At 67.6% G+C, this 16,809-nt stretch carries 16 protein-coding genes; 2 read left to right on the top strand and 14 right to left on the bottom strand.

The features are described 5' to 3' along the window. Positions 1-43: 43 nt before the first annotated feature. The 13 genes from GKZ92_RS09010 to rpmE form a co-directional block, all read right to left on the bottom strand. A complete protein-coding gene (locus GKZ92_RS09010) occupies positions 44-967 on the bottom strand; it encodes a F0F1 ATP synthase subunit gamma (RefSeq protein WP_005194832.1) in 924 nt (307 codons plus the stop codon). Between the two features lie 45 nt (positions 968-1,012). Further along, entirely contained in the window at positions 1,013-2,641 is a 1,629-nt protein-coding gene (gene atpA, locus GKZ92_RS09005; protein ID WP_035750779.1) for a F0F1 ATP synthase subunit alpha, read from the bottom strand. 79 nt (positions 2,642-2,720) lie between these two features. After that, positions 2,721-4,145 carry a F0F1 ATP synthase subunit B/delta gene (locus tag GKZ92_RS09000; RefSeq protein ID WP_035750777.1) on the bottom strand — a complete coding sequence of 475 codons (1,425 nt, stop codon included), beginning with the start codon at positions 4,143-4,145 and terminating at the stop codon, positions 2,721-2,723. Then, positions 4,145-4,633 carry a F0F1 ATP synthase subunit B gene (locus GKZ92_RS08995; protein WP_006360524.1) on the bottom strand — a complete coding sequence of 163 codons (489 nt, stop codon included), beginning with the start codon at positions 4,631-4,633 and terminating at the stop codon, positions 4,145-4,147. The genes GKZ92_RS09000 and GKZ92_RS08995 overlap by 1 nt, the downstream gene beginning before the upstream one ends. Positions 4,634-4,680: 47 nt before the next feature. Continuing rightward, positions 4,681-4,932: a F0F1 ATP synthase subunit C gene (locus GKZ92_RS08990; protein ID WP_006360523.1), complete on the bottom strand. Its 252-nt coding sequence runs from the start codon at positions 4,930-4,932 to the stop codon at positions 4,681-4,683. Positions 4,933-5,066: 134 nt separating this feature from the next. Further along, positions 5,067-5,816 (bottom strand): F0F1 ATP synthase subunit A, encoded by a 750-nt coding sequence (atpB, locus tag GKZ92_RS08985; RefSeq protein ID WP_006360522.1) that lies wholly within the window; start codon positions 5,814-5,816, stop codon positions 5,067-5,069. Beyond that, complete coding sequence (locus tag GKZ92_RS08980; RefSeq protein ID WP_006360521.1) at positions 5,813-6,226, bottom strand: hypothetical protein; 414 nt, start codon at positions 6,224-6,226, stop codon at positions 5,813-5,815. The genes atpB and GKZ92_RS08980 overlap by 4 nt, the downstream gene beginning before the upstream one ends. Before the next feature lie 283 nt (positions 6,227-6,509). Further along, on the bottom strand, positions 6,510-7,709 hold the full coding sequence (locus tag GKZ92_RS08975; RefSeq protein WP_075862882.1) for a glycosyltransferase family 4 protein: 1,200 nt from the start codon (positions 7,707-7,709) through the stop codon (positions 6,510-6,512). 57 nt (positions 7,710-7,766) lie between these two features. Then, complete coding sequence (gene glyA / locus GKZ92_RS08970) at positions 7,767-8,990, bottom strand: serine hydroxymethyltransferase (protein ID WP_155225697.1); 1,224 nt, start codon at positions 8,988-8,990, stop codon at positions 7,767-7,769. Between the two features lies 1 nt (position 8,991). Beyond that, entirely contained in the window at positions 8,992-9,645 is a 654-nt protein-coding gene (locus tag GKZ92_RS08965) for an L-threonylcarbamoyladenylate synthase (RefSeq protein ID WP_006360518.1), read from the bottom strand. Positions 9,646-9,692: 47 nt separating this feature from the next. After that, entirely contained in the window at positions 9,693-10,571 is an 879-nt protein-coding gene (gene prmC / locus GKZ92_RS08960; protein ID WP_155225202.1) for a peptide chain release factor N(5)-glutamine methyltransferase, read from the bottom strand. 4 nt (positions 10,572-10,575) lie between these two features. Continuing rightward, positions 10,576-11,652 carry a peptide chain release factor 1 gene (gene prfA, locus GKZ92_RS08955; protein ID WP_006360516.1) on the bottom strand — a complete coding sequence of 359 codons (1,077 nt, stop codon included), beginning with the start codon at positions 11,650-11,652 and terminating at the stop codon, positions 10,576-10,578. Between the two features lie 132 nt (positions 11,653-11,784). Further along, entirely contained in the window at positions 11,785-11,997 is a 213-nt protein-coding gene (gene rpmE, locus GKZ92_RS08950) for a 50S ribosomal protein L31 (protein WP_006360515.1), read from the bottom strand. A 256-nt stretch (positions 11,998-12,253) separates the two neighbouring features. Here rpmE and GKZ92_RS08945 point away from each other — a divergent pair, with 256 nt between their 5' ends. Then, positions 12,254-13,477, top strand: a complete 1,224-nt coding sequence (locus GKZ92_RS08945; protein WP_155225201.1) for a sulfite reductase subunit alpha — start codon at positions 12,254-12,256, stop codon at positions 13,475-13,477. Positions 13,478-13,502: 25 nt separating this feature from the next. Continuing rightward, on the top strand, positions 13,503-14,450 hold the full coding sequence (locus tag GKZ92_RS08940; RefSeq protein WP_155225200.1) for a heme transporter: 948 nt from the start codon (positions 13,503-13,505) through the stop codon (positions 14,448-14,450). Positions 14,451-14,609: 159 nt separating this feature from the next. Here the strand turns inward: GKZ92_RS08940 and rho are convergent, their stop codons facing one another. After that, a complete protein-coding gene (gene rho / locus GKZ92_RS08935) occupies positions 14,610-16,637 on the bottom strand; it encodes a transcription termination factor Rho (protein WP_006360512.1) in 2,028 nt (675 codons plus the stop codon). Positions 16,638-16,809 lie beyond the last annotated feature (172 nt).

Raw genomic sequence — 16,809 nt, 5'->3', positions numbered from 1 at the left:
TCGAAGTATTGGTTCTCGTCGTCAGGACTCGGGGGCGCGGTGGCTAGGTGGCCAGTGCGCTCGAACCACCGACGATCTCGCTGATTTCCTGGGTGATCTGGGCCTGGCGGAGCTGGTTGGCCTCACGCGACAGCGTCTTGGCCAGTTCCTCGGCGTTGTCGGTCGCCGCCTTCATGGCGGTACGGCGAGCAGCCGACTCCGACGCGGCCGAATCCAGCAGTGCCGCGTATACCCGCGTTGCCACGTACTTCGGCAGCAGCGCGTCGAGCAGCGCATCCGCACCCGGCTCGAACGTGTAGTTCCGGGACGGGGTGTCGTCGGACGGATCGTCGTCCTCGGACACGACCAGCGGCGCCACCCGGCGAACCTCCGGCACCTGCGACAGCATCGACTGGAACCGGGTGTAGACCAGGTGCAGTTCGTCGACGCCCTCGAGGACGCCGTCGCCACCCGGACGCTCGACCTCGGTGCCCGAGCCGGCCACGAACAGATCCACCAGGAACTGCGTCGCGGTGCTGGCGTCGGAGTACTTCGGGGCCTCCGAGAAGCCGGTCCACGAATCCGAGACGGTCAGGCCGCGGAAGTTGAAGAACCCCACACCCTTTCGACCCATCACGAAGAGCACGGCTTCCTTGCCCTCCTCGCGCAGCAGCGCGATGAGCTCTCGGGTCGCCTTGAGCACGTTGGCGTTGTAACCACCGCACATACCGCGATCGCTGGTGACCACCAGGATCGCCGCACGCTTGGGATTCTCACGCTCGTTCAGCAGCGGGTTGTCCAGGTAGCCCGAGTTGCTCGCGAGCTCGGAGAGCACCGTCGTCATCTCTTCCGAGTACGGCTTCGCCGCCGCGACGCGACCCTGGGCCTTCGTGATACGCGAGGTCGCGATCAGCTCCTGAGCCTTGGTGATCTTCTTGGTCGACTGGACCGACCGGATGCGTGAGCGCAGCTCACGAATGCTGGCCATGAGCCCTCACCCCTTCCTTATCGCAATGTCCGTTGACGTCTGAGATCACTTGCGGATCTTGATCTCTTCGTTCTCGACGTTCTCGGCATCCATTGCCTGCGCCTCGGCCTCGTTGACCACGCGACGGCCGTCGTGGGTGAGGTAGCCGTTCTTGAACTTGTTGGTCTCGGCGACGAGGGCCTCGGCCTGGTCGTCGGTGAGCGCCTTGCCGCCGGCGATCGAGTCGTAGACACCCTTCGCGTTGTGGTGCAGGTGGCTCAGCAGCTGTGTCTCGAAGTTGCGCACGTCGTCGACCGGCACCGAGTCGTAGTGACCCTCACCGCAGAGGTAGATCGAGACGATCTGGTCCTCGACCGAGAAGGGGCTGTACTGGTCCTGCTTGAGCATCTCGACCCAGCGGGCACCGCGCTCGAGCTGCGCCTTCGACGCATCGTCGAGGTCGGAGGCGAAGGCCGAGAAGGCCTCCAGCTCGCGGAACTGGGCCAGCTCCAGACGCAGCGAACCCGAGACCTTCTTGAGGCCCTTGGTCTGTGCGGCACCACCGACGCGCGACACCGAGGTACCGACGTTGATGGCGGGGCGGACACCCTTGTTGAACAGGTCCGACTCCAGGAAGACCTGGCCGTCGGTGATCGAGATGACGTTGGTCGGGATGAACGCAGAGACGTCGTTCGCCTTGGTCTCGATGATCGGCAGACCGGTCATCGAGCCGCCGCCGAGCTCGTCGGAGAGCTTCGCACAACGCTCCAGGAGGCGCGAGTGCAAGTAGAAGACGTCACCCGGGTATGCCTCGCGGCCCGGCGGGCGGCGCAGCAGCAGCGAGATGGCGCGGTAGGCCTCGGCCTGCTTGGTCAGGTCGTCGAACACGATGAGGACGTGCTTGCCCTGGTACATCCAGTGCTGACCGATGGCCGAACCGGTGTACGGGGCGAGCCACTTGAAGCCGGCCGAGTCCGAGGCCGGGGCCGCGACGATGGTGGTGTACTCCATCGCGCCGGCCTCTTCGAGAGCGGACTTGACGCCGGCGATGGTCGAACCCTTCTGACCGATCGCGACGTAGATGCAGCGGACCTGCTTGGTGGGGTCGCCGGTCTCCCAGTTGGCCTTCTGGTTCAGGATGGCGTCGATGCAGACGGCGGTCTTGCCGGTCTTGCGGTCGCCGATGACGAGCTGACGCTGTCCGCGGCCGATGGCGGTCATGGCGTCGATGGCCTTGATGCCGGTGGCGAGGGACTCCTCGACGGGCTGGCGCTCGAGCACCGAGGCGGCCTGCAGCTCCAGGACGCGCTGCTCTTCGGCCTCGATGTCGCCCTGTCCGTCGATCGGGGCGCCGAGGGGATCGACCACGCGGCCGAGGAAGGCGTCGCCGACGGGCACGGAGAGCACGTTGCCGGTACGGCTGACCTGCTGGCCTTCTTCCAGGGACTCGTAGTCACCCAGGATGACGGCGCCGATCTCGTCCTCGTCGAGGTTCAGCGCGACGCCGAGGACGCCGCCGGGGAACTCGAGGAGCTCGTTGGCCATTGCGCTGGGCAGTCCGCTGACGTGAGCGATACCGTCCGACGTATCGGTGATCATACCGACCTCGTCACGCGACGCTTCGGCTTCGAACGACGAGACGTACTGCTCGATCGCTCCCTTAATCTCGTCTGGTGAGATCGTCAACTCCGCCATGGGTTCTCGTCTTTCCTTGATTAGCTCTGAGGCTTTAGGGCTCGGGCTTGGGTGTTCGGGTGGTCAGGGTCGAGCTGCGTCAGCGCGGCAGCGTCTCGGCTGCCTTCGCGAGGCGCGTGGCGACATCGGCGTCGATGACCTCGTCGCCGACGCTGATCCGCAGGCCGCCCAGCAGTTCGGGCTGGACCTCGGTCTGCACCGAGATGGTGCGGCCGTAGATCCCGCCGAGGACGGTCGCGAGGCGCTCGACCTGTGCGTCGGCCAGTTCGGAGGCCGACACGACGTGGGCGACCGATTCGCCGCGTCGGGCGGCGGCCAGCTCGGCGAGCTGATCGACGGCGACATCGGCGGCCTGACCGTTCAGCAGGCGGACGGTCGAGGACAGCAGCGTCCAGGTGTGGCCGCTGACCTTCTCCCCCACCAGCTTCTGCAGGAGGTCGACGCGCTTGTCGGCGTCCTTGCCGTGATCGGAGAGCAGCGACGCGAGCTGCGGGTTGGCCTCCAGGATCCGGCTGACCCGGAACAGCTCGTCCTCGACCTGCTCGATGACCCCGTCACGCTCGGCGGCGGTGAGCACGATCAGCGAGTTCTGGCGACGCAGGGCGGTGATGAAATCGCCCGACGACGACCACCGCTGAGTCGAGGCGGTTGCGAGAACCTCCACGACCACCGGGGCCACCTTGCCGTCGAACAAGGTGTGCACCAGCGAGTTCTTGCCGGCGGCGTTCTCGTCGTCCTCGACCAGTCGCTTGCGCAGCACCGGGTTCTCGCCGAGGAGGTTGATGGCCGCGGTCAGATCACCCGACGCCGCGGCGAGCGCCGCACCGTCGAGATCGCTCGCAGCCGAGTCGAACTTGTCCGACACCGCGAGAGCGGCGTCGCGGCTGGCGGCACGCATGGCGTGCAGACCGACGAGCTTGGCGCTCGACGGAACCGCCGACGACGATCCGGAGGACATCTCCTCGAGCTCGTCGATGACCCGGTCGACACTCGCGGCCTGGGCCGAGTCGTCGGCGAGGTGGTTGCGCACGAGTTCGCCGGCCTTGTCGACCGCGGCGAGACCGAGGTCGGTACGAAGCTGACGAACCAGGTTCGCCCGCACCAGCGCGACCTGGTTGCGGCCGTGCTCGGAGATGCGCTTGACCTCGTGATCGGCCTGGGCGCGGATGTCGGAGGTGATCGCCTCGGCATCGGCCGCGGCGTCCTTCTTCAGCTGCTCGGCCTCGGCCTTGGCCTCGGTCACGGCCTTCTCACGAGCCTTCTTGCCTTCGGCGACCCGCTTCTTGGCGGCTTCGGCCTCGGCGAGTTGGGTGCGCACCGTCTCCTGCCGATCACGCATCATCTTCTGCACCGGCGGGCGGACGTACTTCCACAGCAGGAAGATGATGACCGCGAAGCCGAAGAGCTGAGCGATGAAGATCGCAGGGTCGAAAGCAGCACCGATGTCGTGGAGCCAGGTACCGATGGGGCCCTGGTCGGATTCGGTCTCAGTGTTGGCAGCCATCAGTTCACCGCTCCGCTCGTCGATCGGGTGTCGGAAAGAGTGGCCGAGTCGACACCGAGCACACGCGCCGCGAGGGTCTTGGCGAGTGTGTCCACATCAGCTGCAGCCGTCGATGCCGCCTGCTCACCCTGAGCCGCCAGCTCGGAGCTGGTCGACTGCAGGGCAGCGTCGGCCTCGGCGGTCGCTCGCTGCTTCATCTCGTTCAGCTGTTCACGGCCCTCGGCGCGAGCTTCGTCGCGCTTGGCGGTGGCCTCACCGCGCGCTTCCTTGAGGAGCGAACGGAACTGCACGTCCGCATCCTCGAATTCGGCGGCGGCAGTCCGATTGTCCTCCGCGGTGCGGTGGATCATCTCGTCCCGCTCCTCGAGGACCTGCTGAATCGGCGGAACCACGAACTTGCGGATGACCAGCAGCAAAATCACGAAGATGAGCAGGACAACGAAGAACGTTCCATTCGGAAGCAGGAAGTTCTCTGCAGCAAGCGTCATTGTGGTGAGGTGTCGTTTCTACTCGGCGACAAAAGGGAGAGCGGTGATCAGCCGGCGCTGATCGGGGTGGCGAACACGAAGAGCGCCATGAAGGCCAGGTTGATGAAGTAAGCGGCCTCAACCAGACCAACGGTGATGAAGAACGGGGTGAACAGACGACCCTGAGCCTCCGGCTGGCGAGCGATACCGGCGATGAGCTGGCTACCGGCCAGGCCGTTACCGATACCGGCACCAACGGCGCCACCGGCCATGATCAGGCCGCCACCGATGAGTGCGCCGAGGCCAATGTAAGGATCCATTGTGATATTTCCCTTTCGGTTGCTGACAACTGGTGTGTCAGGTCTGTGGCTGCGACGACAGGCGCCGACGCAGGTCGGTCATGTGCGGTTGTGGTCGCGGCGTTCTCACCCCGCGAGGTGCCCTGCTCGGGCGGTCAGTGATCCTCGGTCTCCATCGACTGCGAGAAGTAGAGGATCGTCAGCAGCGCGAAGATGAACGCCTGGATCAGGCCGACGAACAGCTCGAAGGACTTCCAGATCGCGTTGGGCGCCCACATGATGTACGGCGGGAACAGTGCGATCAGGGCGACCATCATGCTGCCGGCGAACACGTTGCCGAAGAGTCGCAGCGAGAGCGAGATCGGCTTGGTGAACTCCTCGATCACGTTGATCGGTGCGAGGAAGGTGACGTGACCCTTCAGGATGCGCTTGGGGTGGCCCAGCAGACCACGCTGCTTGAAGCCGGCCGCCTGGTACCAGATGAAGACGAAGACCGCGAGCGCGTAGGCGAAGTTCACGTCCGCGGCGGGCGGCTTGAGGATCTCGTGGTGACCGACCTGCACCGGCAGGATCGACAGCCAGTTCGAGATCAGGATGAAGGTGAACAGGGAGACGGCCAGCGGCAGGACGTACGGGGCGACCTTCATGCCGATGGCGCTCTCGACCTGGCTGCGCATCTGGACGGTGACGGTCTCCCAGAAGAGCTGCACACCCGACGGCACGCCCGTCGAGGTGACCTTGGACTTCAGGTAGAACGCCAGCGCGAGCATGATCGCCGCCGCGAGCGCCGTGGCGATGATGGTCTCCAGGTTGAAGGTCAACCCGAAGAGCTCGAACTTGGTGTAATGACCCACCTGGATGGATGATTCTCCATCCTCTGCGGCTAGGTAGAGGGCGGTCGTCATGGTTGGCTACGAAGTCCTTTCATCACCGGAATGACCGTGTTCAGCACCAAGACCACCTGGCCGATGGCGAGTCCGAACATCGCGCCCAACCCGTCGGGTTGGACCAGAAACGCCGCCAGCAGAGCGAGCACCGTGATGGCACCGAGTCGCATGGCGGAGTTGAGAGCAAGTGCGGTTTTGCGGGGGTTCAACTCGGCGGTGACCGTGTCGACGGCACGCTTGACGAGCAGTGCGTTGACCAGGATTCCCGCGACTCCGAGCAGGAAGAACACTGCGAAGAGGGGATGACCGACGAGGATCGAGACCACCGCGACCACGAGCGTCACGCCTCCGGCGATAAGGGCCGGACGACGCAGACCGGTGGGCGCCTGCGGATAGACGGGGGCTGAATCAGGGGCAGAAGTCTCCATGTCCCTCTCCTCAGCTCGTTGAATCCATACCGACGGCACGGGGCACCCGCGTGCGTGCAGCAGCCAGTGGCCGCCAGGCAACAGCTCGCGTTTGGTGTGACCCTACCAACACCACCCCGAAGGTCTTACCGGGGGGTATGAGTCGCGGCTCGCGGGAACCGCCGGCGATCACCGTCGGCGCCCGGGCCACAACTACTACGGCCGATAGTACACGAGCTTTACCGTGCCCTTACCAAGGGTGCGCTCGGTCGGAACCGGACATTACCGGAAGCCCACCTGGACCTCACCGGAACGCTTTCGTAGAAGTCCTGAGCTCGGCGAACCGGCGCTGCAACCGGGGCGCCATCGTGACCAGCAGGGCGACCACCAGTCCCCCGCCGAACATGGGCGCGACCACCGACAGCGGGAACAGGGTGCTCGCCGCGGCGGAGAAGGCCAGGACCCCGACCCAGAGGTAGATGATCAGAGCGACGCGGCGCTGGGAATGCCCGAGTTCGAGCAGACGGTGGTGCAGGTGCATCTTGTCCGGGGTGTAGAAGCCGACTCCGGCACGGGTCCGGCGGATCACCGCGAGCAGCATGTCGAGCATCGGGATGAAGACCACGGCCGCCACGAGGATCAGCGGTGACAGCAGGGTGAAGATGTCGGCCGGGCCGTAAGCGTTGACCGCGATACGACCCGACGCACTCGTCGAGGCGGCTGCCAGCATGAGCCCGATCAGCATCGCCCCGGAGTCGCCCATGAAGATCCGGGCCGGCGAGAAGTTGTGCGGCAGGAAGCCGAGACAGGCCCCGGCGAGTGCGACGGCGATGAGCGCCGGCGGGTAGTAGCTGACGTCGCCGCCCTGATCGCGGAGCAGGCCGAGCGAGAACATGCAGATCGCGGCCGCGGCGATGAGTCCCAGACCGGCGGCGAGACCGTCGAGGCCGTCGACGAAGTTGATCGCGTTGATGGTCGCCACCGTGACGGCCACGGTGAGGAGGCCCGCCTGAAGCGGATCCAGCACGATGGTCCCGATGTCGGCGAACGGCACCGGCACCTGGATCCAGGAGATGCCGAGGAGAACGAGCACCCCGGCGGCGGTCAGCTGCCCGACGAACTTCGTCAGCGCGTCGAGGCCCCACCGGTCGTCGACGACACCGACCAGGACGATCACCGTGCCCGCGGTGATCACCGCGGTCATGTCGGTGGTGTAGGCGAATCCCCGGTTGAGTGCGGGCAGGTTGGCGGCGAGCGCGATGCCGGCCACCACCCCGCCGAACATGCCGAGACCGCCGAGTCGCGGGGTCGGGATCACGTGGACGTCGCGCACGCGCGGTACGGCGACCGCGCCGGCCTTGATCGCGAACACGCGCACCGCCGAGGTCAGCAGATACGTCATCGCGGCAGCGGTCAGACCGACGAGCAGCAACTCGCGCAGCGGGACACCGGCCCCTCCCCCGTCGGTCGCGGCCGCGAGCACCACCGGGGCGGCGTCGATCATCGGCTCACCACTCCCACCGTGGAGATCGCTGGGGACGTATCGGACACCCGGACAACGCTACCCGCATGCGAGGCTGCTGATCTCACGGTGGATCCGATCGTGCGTCGCGAGATCGTCGGTCGACATCGCGGCCAGCATCGCGTCGGCGACCGCCGGGATCATGTCCACGGTCAGGCCCCGGGAGGTGGCCGCCGGGGTACCGATCCGGATGCCCGAGCCCTCGGCGACGGGACGGTCGTCGAAGGGCAGGACGGCTTTGTCGACCACGATCCCCGATCGGTTGAGACGATCCTGCGCCTCGGACCCGGAGATGCCGAGCGCGGCCACGTCGACCACCGCGAGATGGATGTCCGTGCCCCCGGAGACCACGCGCAGCCCGCGGGCGGTCAACGCGTCGGCGAGGTCGGTCGCGATGCGCGCGGTCGCCCGCACGTAGTCGGCGAACTCCTCGGTACCGGCGTCGTGGAAGGTGACGGCCTTCGCGGCGATCGCGTGCATGGACGGACCGCCCTGGATGAACGGGTGGACCGCCTTGCGCAACGCGTCCGCATGTTCGGTGCGCGCCAGGATGACGCCACCGCGGGGCCCGCGGAAGACCTTGTTGGTGGAGAAGGTGACGACGTCGGCGTGCGGCACCGGCGACGGGAGGAGCCCGGCGGCGACGTGTCCGGCGAGATGCGCGGCGTCGACCAGGAGGATGCACTCGGCCTCGTCTGCTATCTCGCGGAGCAGCGGGTAGTCGAAGGAGCGCGAATACGACGTGGCGCCCGCGACCAGCATCCGCGGCCGGTGCACCAGGGCGAGTTCCCGTACCTGGTCGTAGTCGACGAGCTCATCGTCGCGGCGCACCTCGTAGTGCAGTGGTGAGAACCAGCGCCCGGAGAAGTTGGCGCGCGAACCGTGGGTCTGGTGCCCGCCGTGTTCGAGCCGCAGCGCGAGCACGGGGTCGCCCGGTTGGGCGAACGCGGCATGGACGGCGAGATTCGCCGCACTCCCCGACAGCGGCTGGACGTCGACGTGACCGGCGCCGAAGAGGTCCCGCGCCCGGCCGATCGCGAGCTCCTCGAGCTCGTCGACGACCTCGCACCCACCGTGATAGCGGGACCCGGGGCGCCCCTCGGCGTACTTCGAGTCGAAGGTCGAGGCCATCGCGGCCCGCACCCCGGAAGTCGGTTCGGTCTCGCTCGCGAGCAGCTGGAGCCACGTCCGCCGGCGGGTCGACTCCCGCTCGATCAGCGCGTCGATCTGCGGGTCACCCGTCGAACCGATGCCCGGCGGCATCTCACCCACGCAGTGAGTCGGGGTCGACGTCGAGGACCTCGGCGACGGCCTCGATCGTGATGGCACCCTCACGCAGGACCCGCGGCTGCGCGCCCGATACGTCGACGATCGTCGACGCCTGGGCGACCGGCGCGGGCCCGCCGTCGAGGTAGACCGAGATCTCGTCGCCGAGTTGTTCACGGGCCTCGTCGACCGTGGTGGCGGGCGGACGCCCCGAGACGTTCGCGCTCGACACCGCCATCGGCCCGACCTCGCGCAAGAGCTCGATGGCGACCGGGTGCAGCGGCATGCGCAGCATGACCGTGCCGTCGGTGTCACCGAGATCCCAGGCGAGCGAAGGTGCCTGGCGGACAACGAGACTCAGTCCGCCGGGCCAGAACGCCTCGATGAGGTCACGGGCGGCCTGCGGGACGGACAGCACGAGTCCGTCGATGGAATGCCAGGAGCCGACGAGAACCGGCACCGGCATGTCCCGGCCCCGATGCTTGGCCGCGAGCAGCGAGCCGACGGCGTCGGAATCGAAGGCGTCGCAACCGACTCCGTAGAGCGTGTCGGTGGGGATCACCACCAGGCGTCCCGCCTTCGCCGCCCCGACGGCCGCGCGAATGCCCGCCGAACGGCTCTGCGGATCGTTGCAGTCGAAAACAATGCTCACCGGTCCATCCTTTCATGCCACCGGCCGGGCACCCCGGCAGACGCGCCTCAGCCGACCCGGCGGGCCGTCACGAAGCGCGGCCGGCGGGCCAGATCCGTACGGGCGGTCACCTCGTCGAATGCGCCGTGCGCGCGAAGGCAGTCGACGACGGCGTCCGAGGTCGTGTCGTCGTGTTCGATCCCGACGAGACCACCCACGCGGAGCATGGTCGCGATGATCGGCACCATCGGGACGATCACACTCATGCCGTCGTCGCCGCCGAAGACGGCGCGCGCCGGATCGTGGTCCACTTCCGGACCGACCTCGGACCGCATCGGGACGTAGGGCGGGTTGGTCACGACGACCGAGACGCTGCCCGGCGGGATCGCCTTGCCGATCTGCTCGGCGTCGGTGACATCCGCGGCCACCACGTCCAGCCGTTCCCGCACCGCTGCAGGCGCGTCGGACACGTTGCGCCGCAACCACTTCAAGGCATCGTCGTCCACCTCGACGGCGGTCACGCGCGCGGATCGGACCAGCGTTGCCAGGCCGATGGCCAGCGCACCGCTCCCGCTGCACAGATCGACGATGCGCACCGGGTCCGTCATGGTCGCCGCGGCGGACGCCGCCCACTCGAGCAGATACTCCGTCTCCGGCCGCGGGATGAACACACCCGGCCCCACGGCCAGTTCGAGCGGGCCGAAGGGTGCGCTACCGACGATGTGCTGCAACGGGATTCGCCGTGTCCGCTGCTCGACGGCCGTCCGGAACTCGCGGAGCCGTGCGTCGTCGATCGTGTCGACGACGATCAGGCGCCCGGGATCACACGAGAGGACGTGCGCCATCAGCCATTCGGCGTCCCGACGCGCCGAGTCGATCCCGGCGGCGGCCAGTCGTGCGGCGGCACTGCGGATTTCGTCGGCCACCCGGGCCGGCGCGTCCGACATCGGGCTATTCGGCTTCCATGCGGGCCTGGCGCTCGGCGGCGACGAGTGCGTCGAGGAGGTTGTCCATGTCCCCGGCGAGGACGGCATCGAGGTTGTTGGCCTTGTAGCCGATGCGGTGATCGGTGATGCGGTTCTCGGGGAAGTTGTAGGTACGGATGCGCTCGGAACGGTCGACGGTGCGGATCTGCGCAGCACGACCCTCCGCGGCCGCGGCCTCCGCCTCTTCCTCCGCCGCCGACTGGAGGCGGGCGGCGAGGACCTGCATGGCCCGGGCCTTGTTCTGGAGCTGCGACCGCTCGTTCTGGCAGGTCACGACGATGCCGGTGGGCAGGTGGGTGATGCGCACCGCGGAGTCGGTGGTGTTGACGCCCTGGCCGCCCTTGCCCGACGACCGGTAGACGTCGATGCGGAGGTCGGATTCGTCGATCGCGACCTCGGCGACCTCTTCGGGCTCCGGGTAGATGAGCACTCCGGCCGCCGAGGTGTGGATGCGCCCCTGGGACTCGGTCACCGGCACGCGCTGCACGCGGTGGACGCCGCCCTCGAACTTGAGTCGCGACCACACGCCGTCGCGGACGGTCTCCTTGGACTTGATCGAGAAGGTCGCCTCTTTGTAGCCGCCGAGGTCGGATTCGGTGACACCGAGGGTCTGCACCTTCCAGCCGTGCCGCTCGCAGTACTTGAGGTACATGCGTGCGAGGTCGGCGGCGAACAGCGCGGACTCCTCGCCGCCGGCGCCGGACTTGATCTCGAGGACCACGTCGTCGCTGTCGTGGGGGTCACGCGGGGCGAGCAGGTCGGTGAGCGTTGCGTCGAGTTCCTCGACGGTCGTCTCGAGGGCGGGGATCTCGGCGGCGAAGGACGGGTCGTCGGCCGCGAGCTCACGTGCCGCCTCGAGGTCCTCGCGGGCCGCCTTGAGCTTGTTGTAGGTCGACATCACCGGGGCGAGTTCGGCGAACCGCTTGCCCACCCGCCGGGCGGCGGTGGGGTCGTCGTGGAGCGAGGGGTCGGCGAGCTGCCGCTCGAGACCGGAGTGCTCGGCCAGGATGTCATCGATGGCCGACGGACTCTGCGTACTCACTGCGAACCTCACTCGTAAAGACGGAACTCACCGCCGAAGACGCCTTCGGCAAGCATGCTGGGAAAGAAGAACCTGGTCAAACACAAACGACGCCCGTCCCGACTCGGCGTCGGGCGGGCGTCGCAGCGTGGTCTACTTGGCGCGCTTGCCGTAGCGCTTCTCGAACCGGGCGACACGGCCGCCGGTGTCGAGGATCTTCTGCTTGCCCGTGTAGAACGGGTGGCACTGCGAGCAGACTTCGACGTTGATACGACCGTTGGCCGCGGTGCTGCGGGTCTCGAACGTGTTGCCGCAGCCGCAGACGACGGTGGTCGCCGCGTACTCGGGGTGGATTCCCTGCTTCATATCTGGGTGTCCCTTTCTGGGGTCGCCGGGTCACCGTCGCCTCTCGACGGTGTGAACCGGAACCGGACTCGACCGCTCAGTATGCCATGTGTGCCGTTCGCGACGGAAATCGCGGACGCAGCGGTCGCACGTCGGTCAACAGCGGGGCCACCCGTTTGATTCCCGGCCAATGTCACACCCCGGAAGGGTCGTAAGGGTGCCCTAAACATAGTACGGTGGCCGACGGCCAACCGTCCGCGACCACGAAGGACTCTCGATGTACGACGCCGCTTCGGCCGGTACCAGCACCCCACTGCGCACCACCCCGGATGAGTCGTCCATGCCGCAGACCGCACCCGCGCGGCGCAAGCCGGCGCGGTCACCGTGGAACCGCCGTAACCCCTACCCCGCGACGATCCTCGCCAACACCGTCCTGTCGGGCCCGGGATCGGCCAAGGAGGTCCGGCACGTCCAGATCTCGCTCGGCGACAGCGGCATCACCTACGAGCCGGGCGACGGCATCGCCATCACGCCGGTCAACGATCCCGCCCTGGTGGATCTCCTGCTCGACCGCCTGGGCGCGGCCGGCGACGAGATCATCGCCGATCGGAAAGCCACCTACAGCCTCCGCGAGGCCCTGACCACGCGCTACGAGATCGGCTGCCCGTCGAAGTACCTGGCGAAGGCGGTGGCCGAGCGTACCGGTCAGGCCGAGCTCACCCGCCTGGTCGAGGCCGGTGACGCACAGGCACTCGACGCATGGCTCCGCGGCCGTGACGTGCTGGACCTGCTGAACATCGATCCGACCCTGGACTTCGCACCCGAGGAACTCCTCGAGGAACTGAGTCCGCTCGCCCACCGCGAGTACTCGATCTCCTCGAGCCCCACGGTTCACTCCGGAACCGTGCACATCACGATGGCAACCGTTCGCTACGTCGCCGACGACCGCGAACGCGGCGGTGTCTGCTCGACGCACCTCGCCGACCGTTGCGCACCCGGCGACACCGTGAACGTCTTCATCACCCCCAACAAGACGTTCCGCCTTCCCGACGCGGATGCCCCGGCCGTCATGATCGGTCCGGGAACCGGCATCGCCCCGTTCCGCGCTTTCCTCCACCATCGTGCGGCCACCGGTTCGAACGGCTCGAACTGGCTGTTCTTCGGCGACCAGCATCGCGACACCGACTACCTCTACGCCGACGAGATCGATCGGTTCGTCACCGACGGTCTGCTGGACCGACTGGATCTCGCGTTCTCGCGGGACCAGGAGCACAAGGTCTACGTGCAGGACCGGATGCGCGAGAACGGCGCGGACCTGTTCGCCTGGCTCGAGAAGGGCGCCCACGTCTACGTGTGCGGCGATGCCGCCACGATGGCCGGCGACGTCGACGCCGCCCTGCACGAGATCGTCGCCCAGCACGGCGGACTCGACTCCGACGCCGCCCGCGACTACGTCGACGCACTCCGGGCCGCGGGCCGTTACGCTCGCGACGTCTACTGAGCCGACCCCCCGAGACCAGCGCGCAGTGCCCGACTCCACCGACGACCCGATCCGGCCGAGCGACCTCGAAACACTCCTCGCCACACCGGATTTCGGCGACTCCGCGATCAGTCCGGACATCGACACGATCGCCGCACGACTCCCCTCGCTCGCCGAGGTCGTCGGTGTCACGGTCGCCGGGCCGGTGATCATGAACGCGGTCGGCGTGCACGGGAGCCCCACTCCGCTGGGCGGCCCCCTCGCCATCGGCGCCGAGCAGATCTCGTTGCGGCTCAACCCCTCCCGGTTGTCGTCGGCGCTTCAGACCGATCCCGCCGCCCTTGTCCCGCCCACGCTGCGCCTGTTCGACTCGAGCGGCAACACCGCGCATGCGACCTACCTGACCGAGAACTCCGACCGCCTCGCCTTCGAGTCGCTGAGCCTGTCCACCTCGGTGGCGGCCGTCCACGGCTCGGACCCCGCTCCCGTGCCGCCCCTTCCGGGACCGGAGTACATCCAGGCCGCTCTCCACGACCGCCACGACGGCGACCAGGTCGGGCTATTCGACTCGATCCTGCTCGACGGCGGCACCTCGCGGCTCCGGCTGCTGGCCCAGGGACATGGGTCGCGCGGCATCCGCGTCGATCCGAGTCGGGTCATCACCTCTCTCGAGCACGCCGCGCTGCTCGGGATGACGGTCACCGTGGCCGCTGCGGCGCCGGGATGTATGCAGATGCGCCAGGACCGGCTCGACGGCGCCCGCGAGCACCGCGGGCAGATGGTGCTCGCGTCCGGCACCTCCCGGGTGATGGTCAACTTCAACCACGTCGAACAGTGCTGGGTCACCAGGTCACCGGGCGTGTGGGGCCCCACCGCGGCCATCGAGTTCTACGACCGGCGCTCACGCTGCTGCCTCGTCGTCACCCACACCGGCCCCGTTCCGCGCGCCACCGCCGAGGCGTGGGATCACCTGACCTGCGATCTGGCTTCCTGACCCCCCGTGCTGTCCGAGGCGCGAGGAGCACAGCGACGAGCCACGAAGACCCGGACCCTTCGACACGCTTGCAAGCTCGCGGTCAGGGAGCGGACGCGAAACGCCGACGGCCCCGTCCCGCATGATGCGAGACGGGGCCGTCGATCAATTCGTCGACTGTCAGTCGTCGTTGCCACCGGCTCCCGGAGCGGTCTTCTGTACCGACATCAGGAACTCGATGTTCGTCTTGGTCTTCTTCAGCTGGCTGATCAGCAGGTCGATCGCCTGCTGCGAGTCGAGACCGGACAGGAGACGACGCAGCTTGTGGACGATCGCGAACTCATCGGGCGAGAGCAGGAGCTCGTCCTTACGCGTGCCCGACGGGTTGACGTCGACCGCGGGGAACACGCGGCGCTCGGAGATCTTGCGATCGAGCTTGAGCTCGGCGTTGCCGGTGCCCTTGAACTCCTCGAAGATGACCGTGTCACCGGTCGAACCGGTCTCGACCATCGCGGTGGCGATGATGGTCAGCGATCCGCCGTTCTCGATGTTGCGGGCCGCACCGAGGAACCGCTTCGGCGGGTACAGGGCGGTCGAATCGACACCGCCGGAGAGGATTCGGCCCGACGCCGGCGACGCGTTGTTGTACGCGCGACCCAGACGGGTGATCGAATCCAGAAGTACCACAACGTCTTTGCCACTCTCGACGAGACGCTTGGCGCGCTCGATGGCGAGCTCGGCGACCGAGGTGTGGTCTGACGGCGGACGGTCGAAGGTGGAGGCGATGACCTCGCCCTTGACCGAGCGCTGCATGTCGGTGACCTCTTCGGGACGCTCGTCGACGAGCACCACCATGAGGTGACATTCCGGGTTGTTGACCGTGATCGCGTTGGCGATGTCCTGCAGGATCGTCGTCTTGCCGGCCTTCGGCGGCGAGACGATCAGTGCGCGCTGCCCCTTGCCGATGGGCATGATCAGGTCGATCACGCGGGTCGACAGGCGGTCCGGCGTGGTCTCCAGGCGCAGTCGCTGATTCGGGTACAGCGGGGTGAGTTTGTTGAACTCGGGGCGCTTCTTCGCCGCCTCCACCTCACCGCCGTTGACGGTGTCGAGACGCACGAGCGGGTTGAACTTCTGACGCTGGTTCTGCTGGTCACCCTCGCGCGGCACCTTGACCGCGCCGGTGATCGCGTCGCCGCGTCGAAGTCCGTTCTTGCGCACCATGTTCATCGACACATAGACGTCGTTGGAACCGGCGAGGTAGCCCGAGGTGCGGACGAAGGCGTAGTTGTCGAGCACGTCGAGGATGCCGGCGACGGGCTGCAACACGTCGTCTTCGGAGACCTGCGGCTCGTTCTGGCTACCGCCGTCGCGGTCGCGCCCACGACGACGCTCGCGGAAACGGCGTCCCCGGCGACGACCGCCGCCTTCGCCGTCGTCGTCACGGTCGTCACGGTTGTCCCGATTCTGGCCGCCACCGCGGTTCTGGCCCCCGTCGCGATTCTGGTTGTCGCGATTCTGGCCGCCATCGCGGTTCTGGTTGTCCCGGTTCTGGCCACCCTCGCGGTTCTGGCCACCCTCACGGTTCTGGTTGTCCCGGTTCTGGTTCCGGTTGCGGCGATTGCGCTGCTCACCGGCGTCGGAGTCGCCGGCCTTCGCCGAATCCCCCTTGGCGTCGCCCTTCGGCTCGTCGCCCTTCTGCTCGTCTGCGCGCTGCTCACCGGCCTCCGCGTCGGCGCTCTTCCTGCCCGTGCGGGGTGCCCGACCGGAATCGCCGTCTTCGGCGGACTCGACGATCGACAGCTGCCCGTCCTCGGACGACGCCTTGGCACTCCGGCGCCGGGTCTCGGAGCTCTTGGCCTCGGTCTTGGCCTCGGAGCCTGCGCTCTCGGCGGCCTTGGCCTCGGTGTTCTTGGCCTCGGTGCTCTTGGCCTCGGTGTTCTTGGCCTCGGCCTTGGCGTCTGCACTCTTGGCGGCTCCGCCGCCTTGGCGCTCCTTGATGGCGGCGATCAGATCGCCCTTGCGCATCCCGGAGGTGCCCTTGATACCGAGTTCACCGGCAACGGTCCGCAGCTCGCTGAGCACCATGCCGGACAGGCCGGTACGTGCTGCCCGAGCCCGCGTCTTGGCCGGTTGCCCCGAGTCAGGGCCGGCCGTACCCGCTGATTCCTGCTCGGCAGGTGCGGTGATCAGGTCCGTATCTGTCACGGAAGTCCTTTCGTTCCTCCCGCAGACGGAAGCTGCGTGAGGTCTGCGTTTCCCTGCTGTGTACGCGAGGGAGTCCGTCCGCGTTGGACGGTAGGGGGTGAACGGTCAGAGAGATGTTCGGTCCCGCTGCGAGCGTGCTCGGGAGCCACCCGTGCTTCGGCACCGTCGACAG

This window comes from Gordonia sp. 135, assembly GCF_009720185.1.
Taxonomy (GTDB): domain Bacteria; phylum Actinomycetota; class Actinomycetes; order Mycobacteriales; family Mycobacteriaceae; genus Gordonia; species Gordonia alkanivorans.
The sequence above is the reverse complement of the archived record's forward strand: the minus strand, read 5'-3'. Positions and strand labels throughout refer to the sequence as shown.

Bases quoted from the DNA above. Each gene is read 5' to 3' on its own strand.
- GKZ92_RS09010 (WP_005194832.1), bottom strand. From the start codon at position 967: ATGGCCAGCATTCGTGAGCTGCGCTCACGCATCCGGTCGGTCCAGTCG.
- atpA (WP_035750779.1), bottom strand. From the start codon at position 2,641: ATGGCGGAGTTGACGATCTCACCAGACGAGATTAAGGGAGCGATCGAG.
- GKZ92_RS09000 (WP_035750777.1), bottom strand. From the start codon at position 4,145: ATGGCTGCCAACACTGAGACCGAATCCGACCAGGGCCCCATCGGTACC.
- GKZ92_RS08995 (WP_006360524.1), bottom strand. From the start codon at position 4,633: ATGACGCTTGCTGCAGAGAACTTCCTGCTTCCGAATGGAACGTTCTTC.
- GKZ92_RS08990 (WP_006360523.1), bottom strand. From the start codon at position 4,932: ATGGATCCTTACATTGGCCTCGGCGCACTCATCGGTGGCGGCCTGATC.
- atpB (WP_006360522.1), bottom strand. From the start codon at position 5,816: ATGACGACCGCCCTCTACCTAGCCGCAGAGGATGGAGAATCATCCATC.
- GKZ92_RS08980 (WP_006360521.1), bottom strand. From the start codon at position 6,226: ATGGAGACTTCTGCCCCTGATTCAGCCCCCGTCTATCCGCAGGCGCCC.
- GKZ92_RS08975 (WP_075862882.1), bottom strand. From the start codon at position 7,709: ATGATCGACGCCGCCCCGGTGGTGCTCGCGGCCGCGACCGACGGGGGA.
- glyA (WP_155225697.1), bottom strand. From the start codon at position 8,990: ATGCCGCCGGGCATCGGTTCGACGGGTGACCCGCAGATCGACGCGCTG.
- prmC (WP_155225202.1), bottom strand. From the start codon at position 10,571: ATGTCGGACGCGCCGGCCCGGGTGGCCGACGAAATCCGCAGTGCCGCC.
- rpmE (WP_006360515.1), bottom strand. From the start codon at position 11,997: ATGAAGCAGGGAATCCACCCCGAGTACGCGGCGACCACCGTCGTCTGC.
- GKZ92_RS08945 (WP_155225201.1), top strand. From the start codon at position 12,254: ATGTACGACGCCGCTTCGGCCGGTACCAGCACCCCACTGCGCACCACC.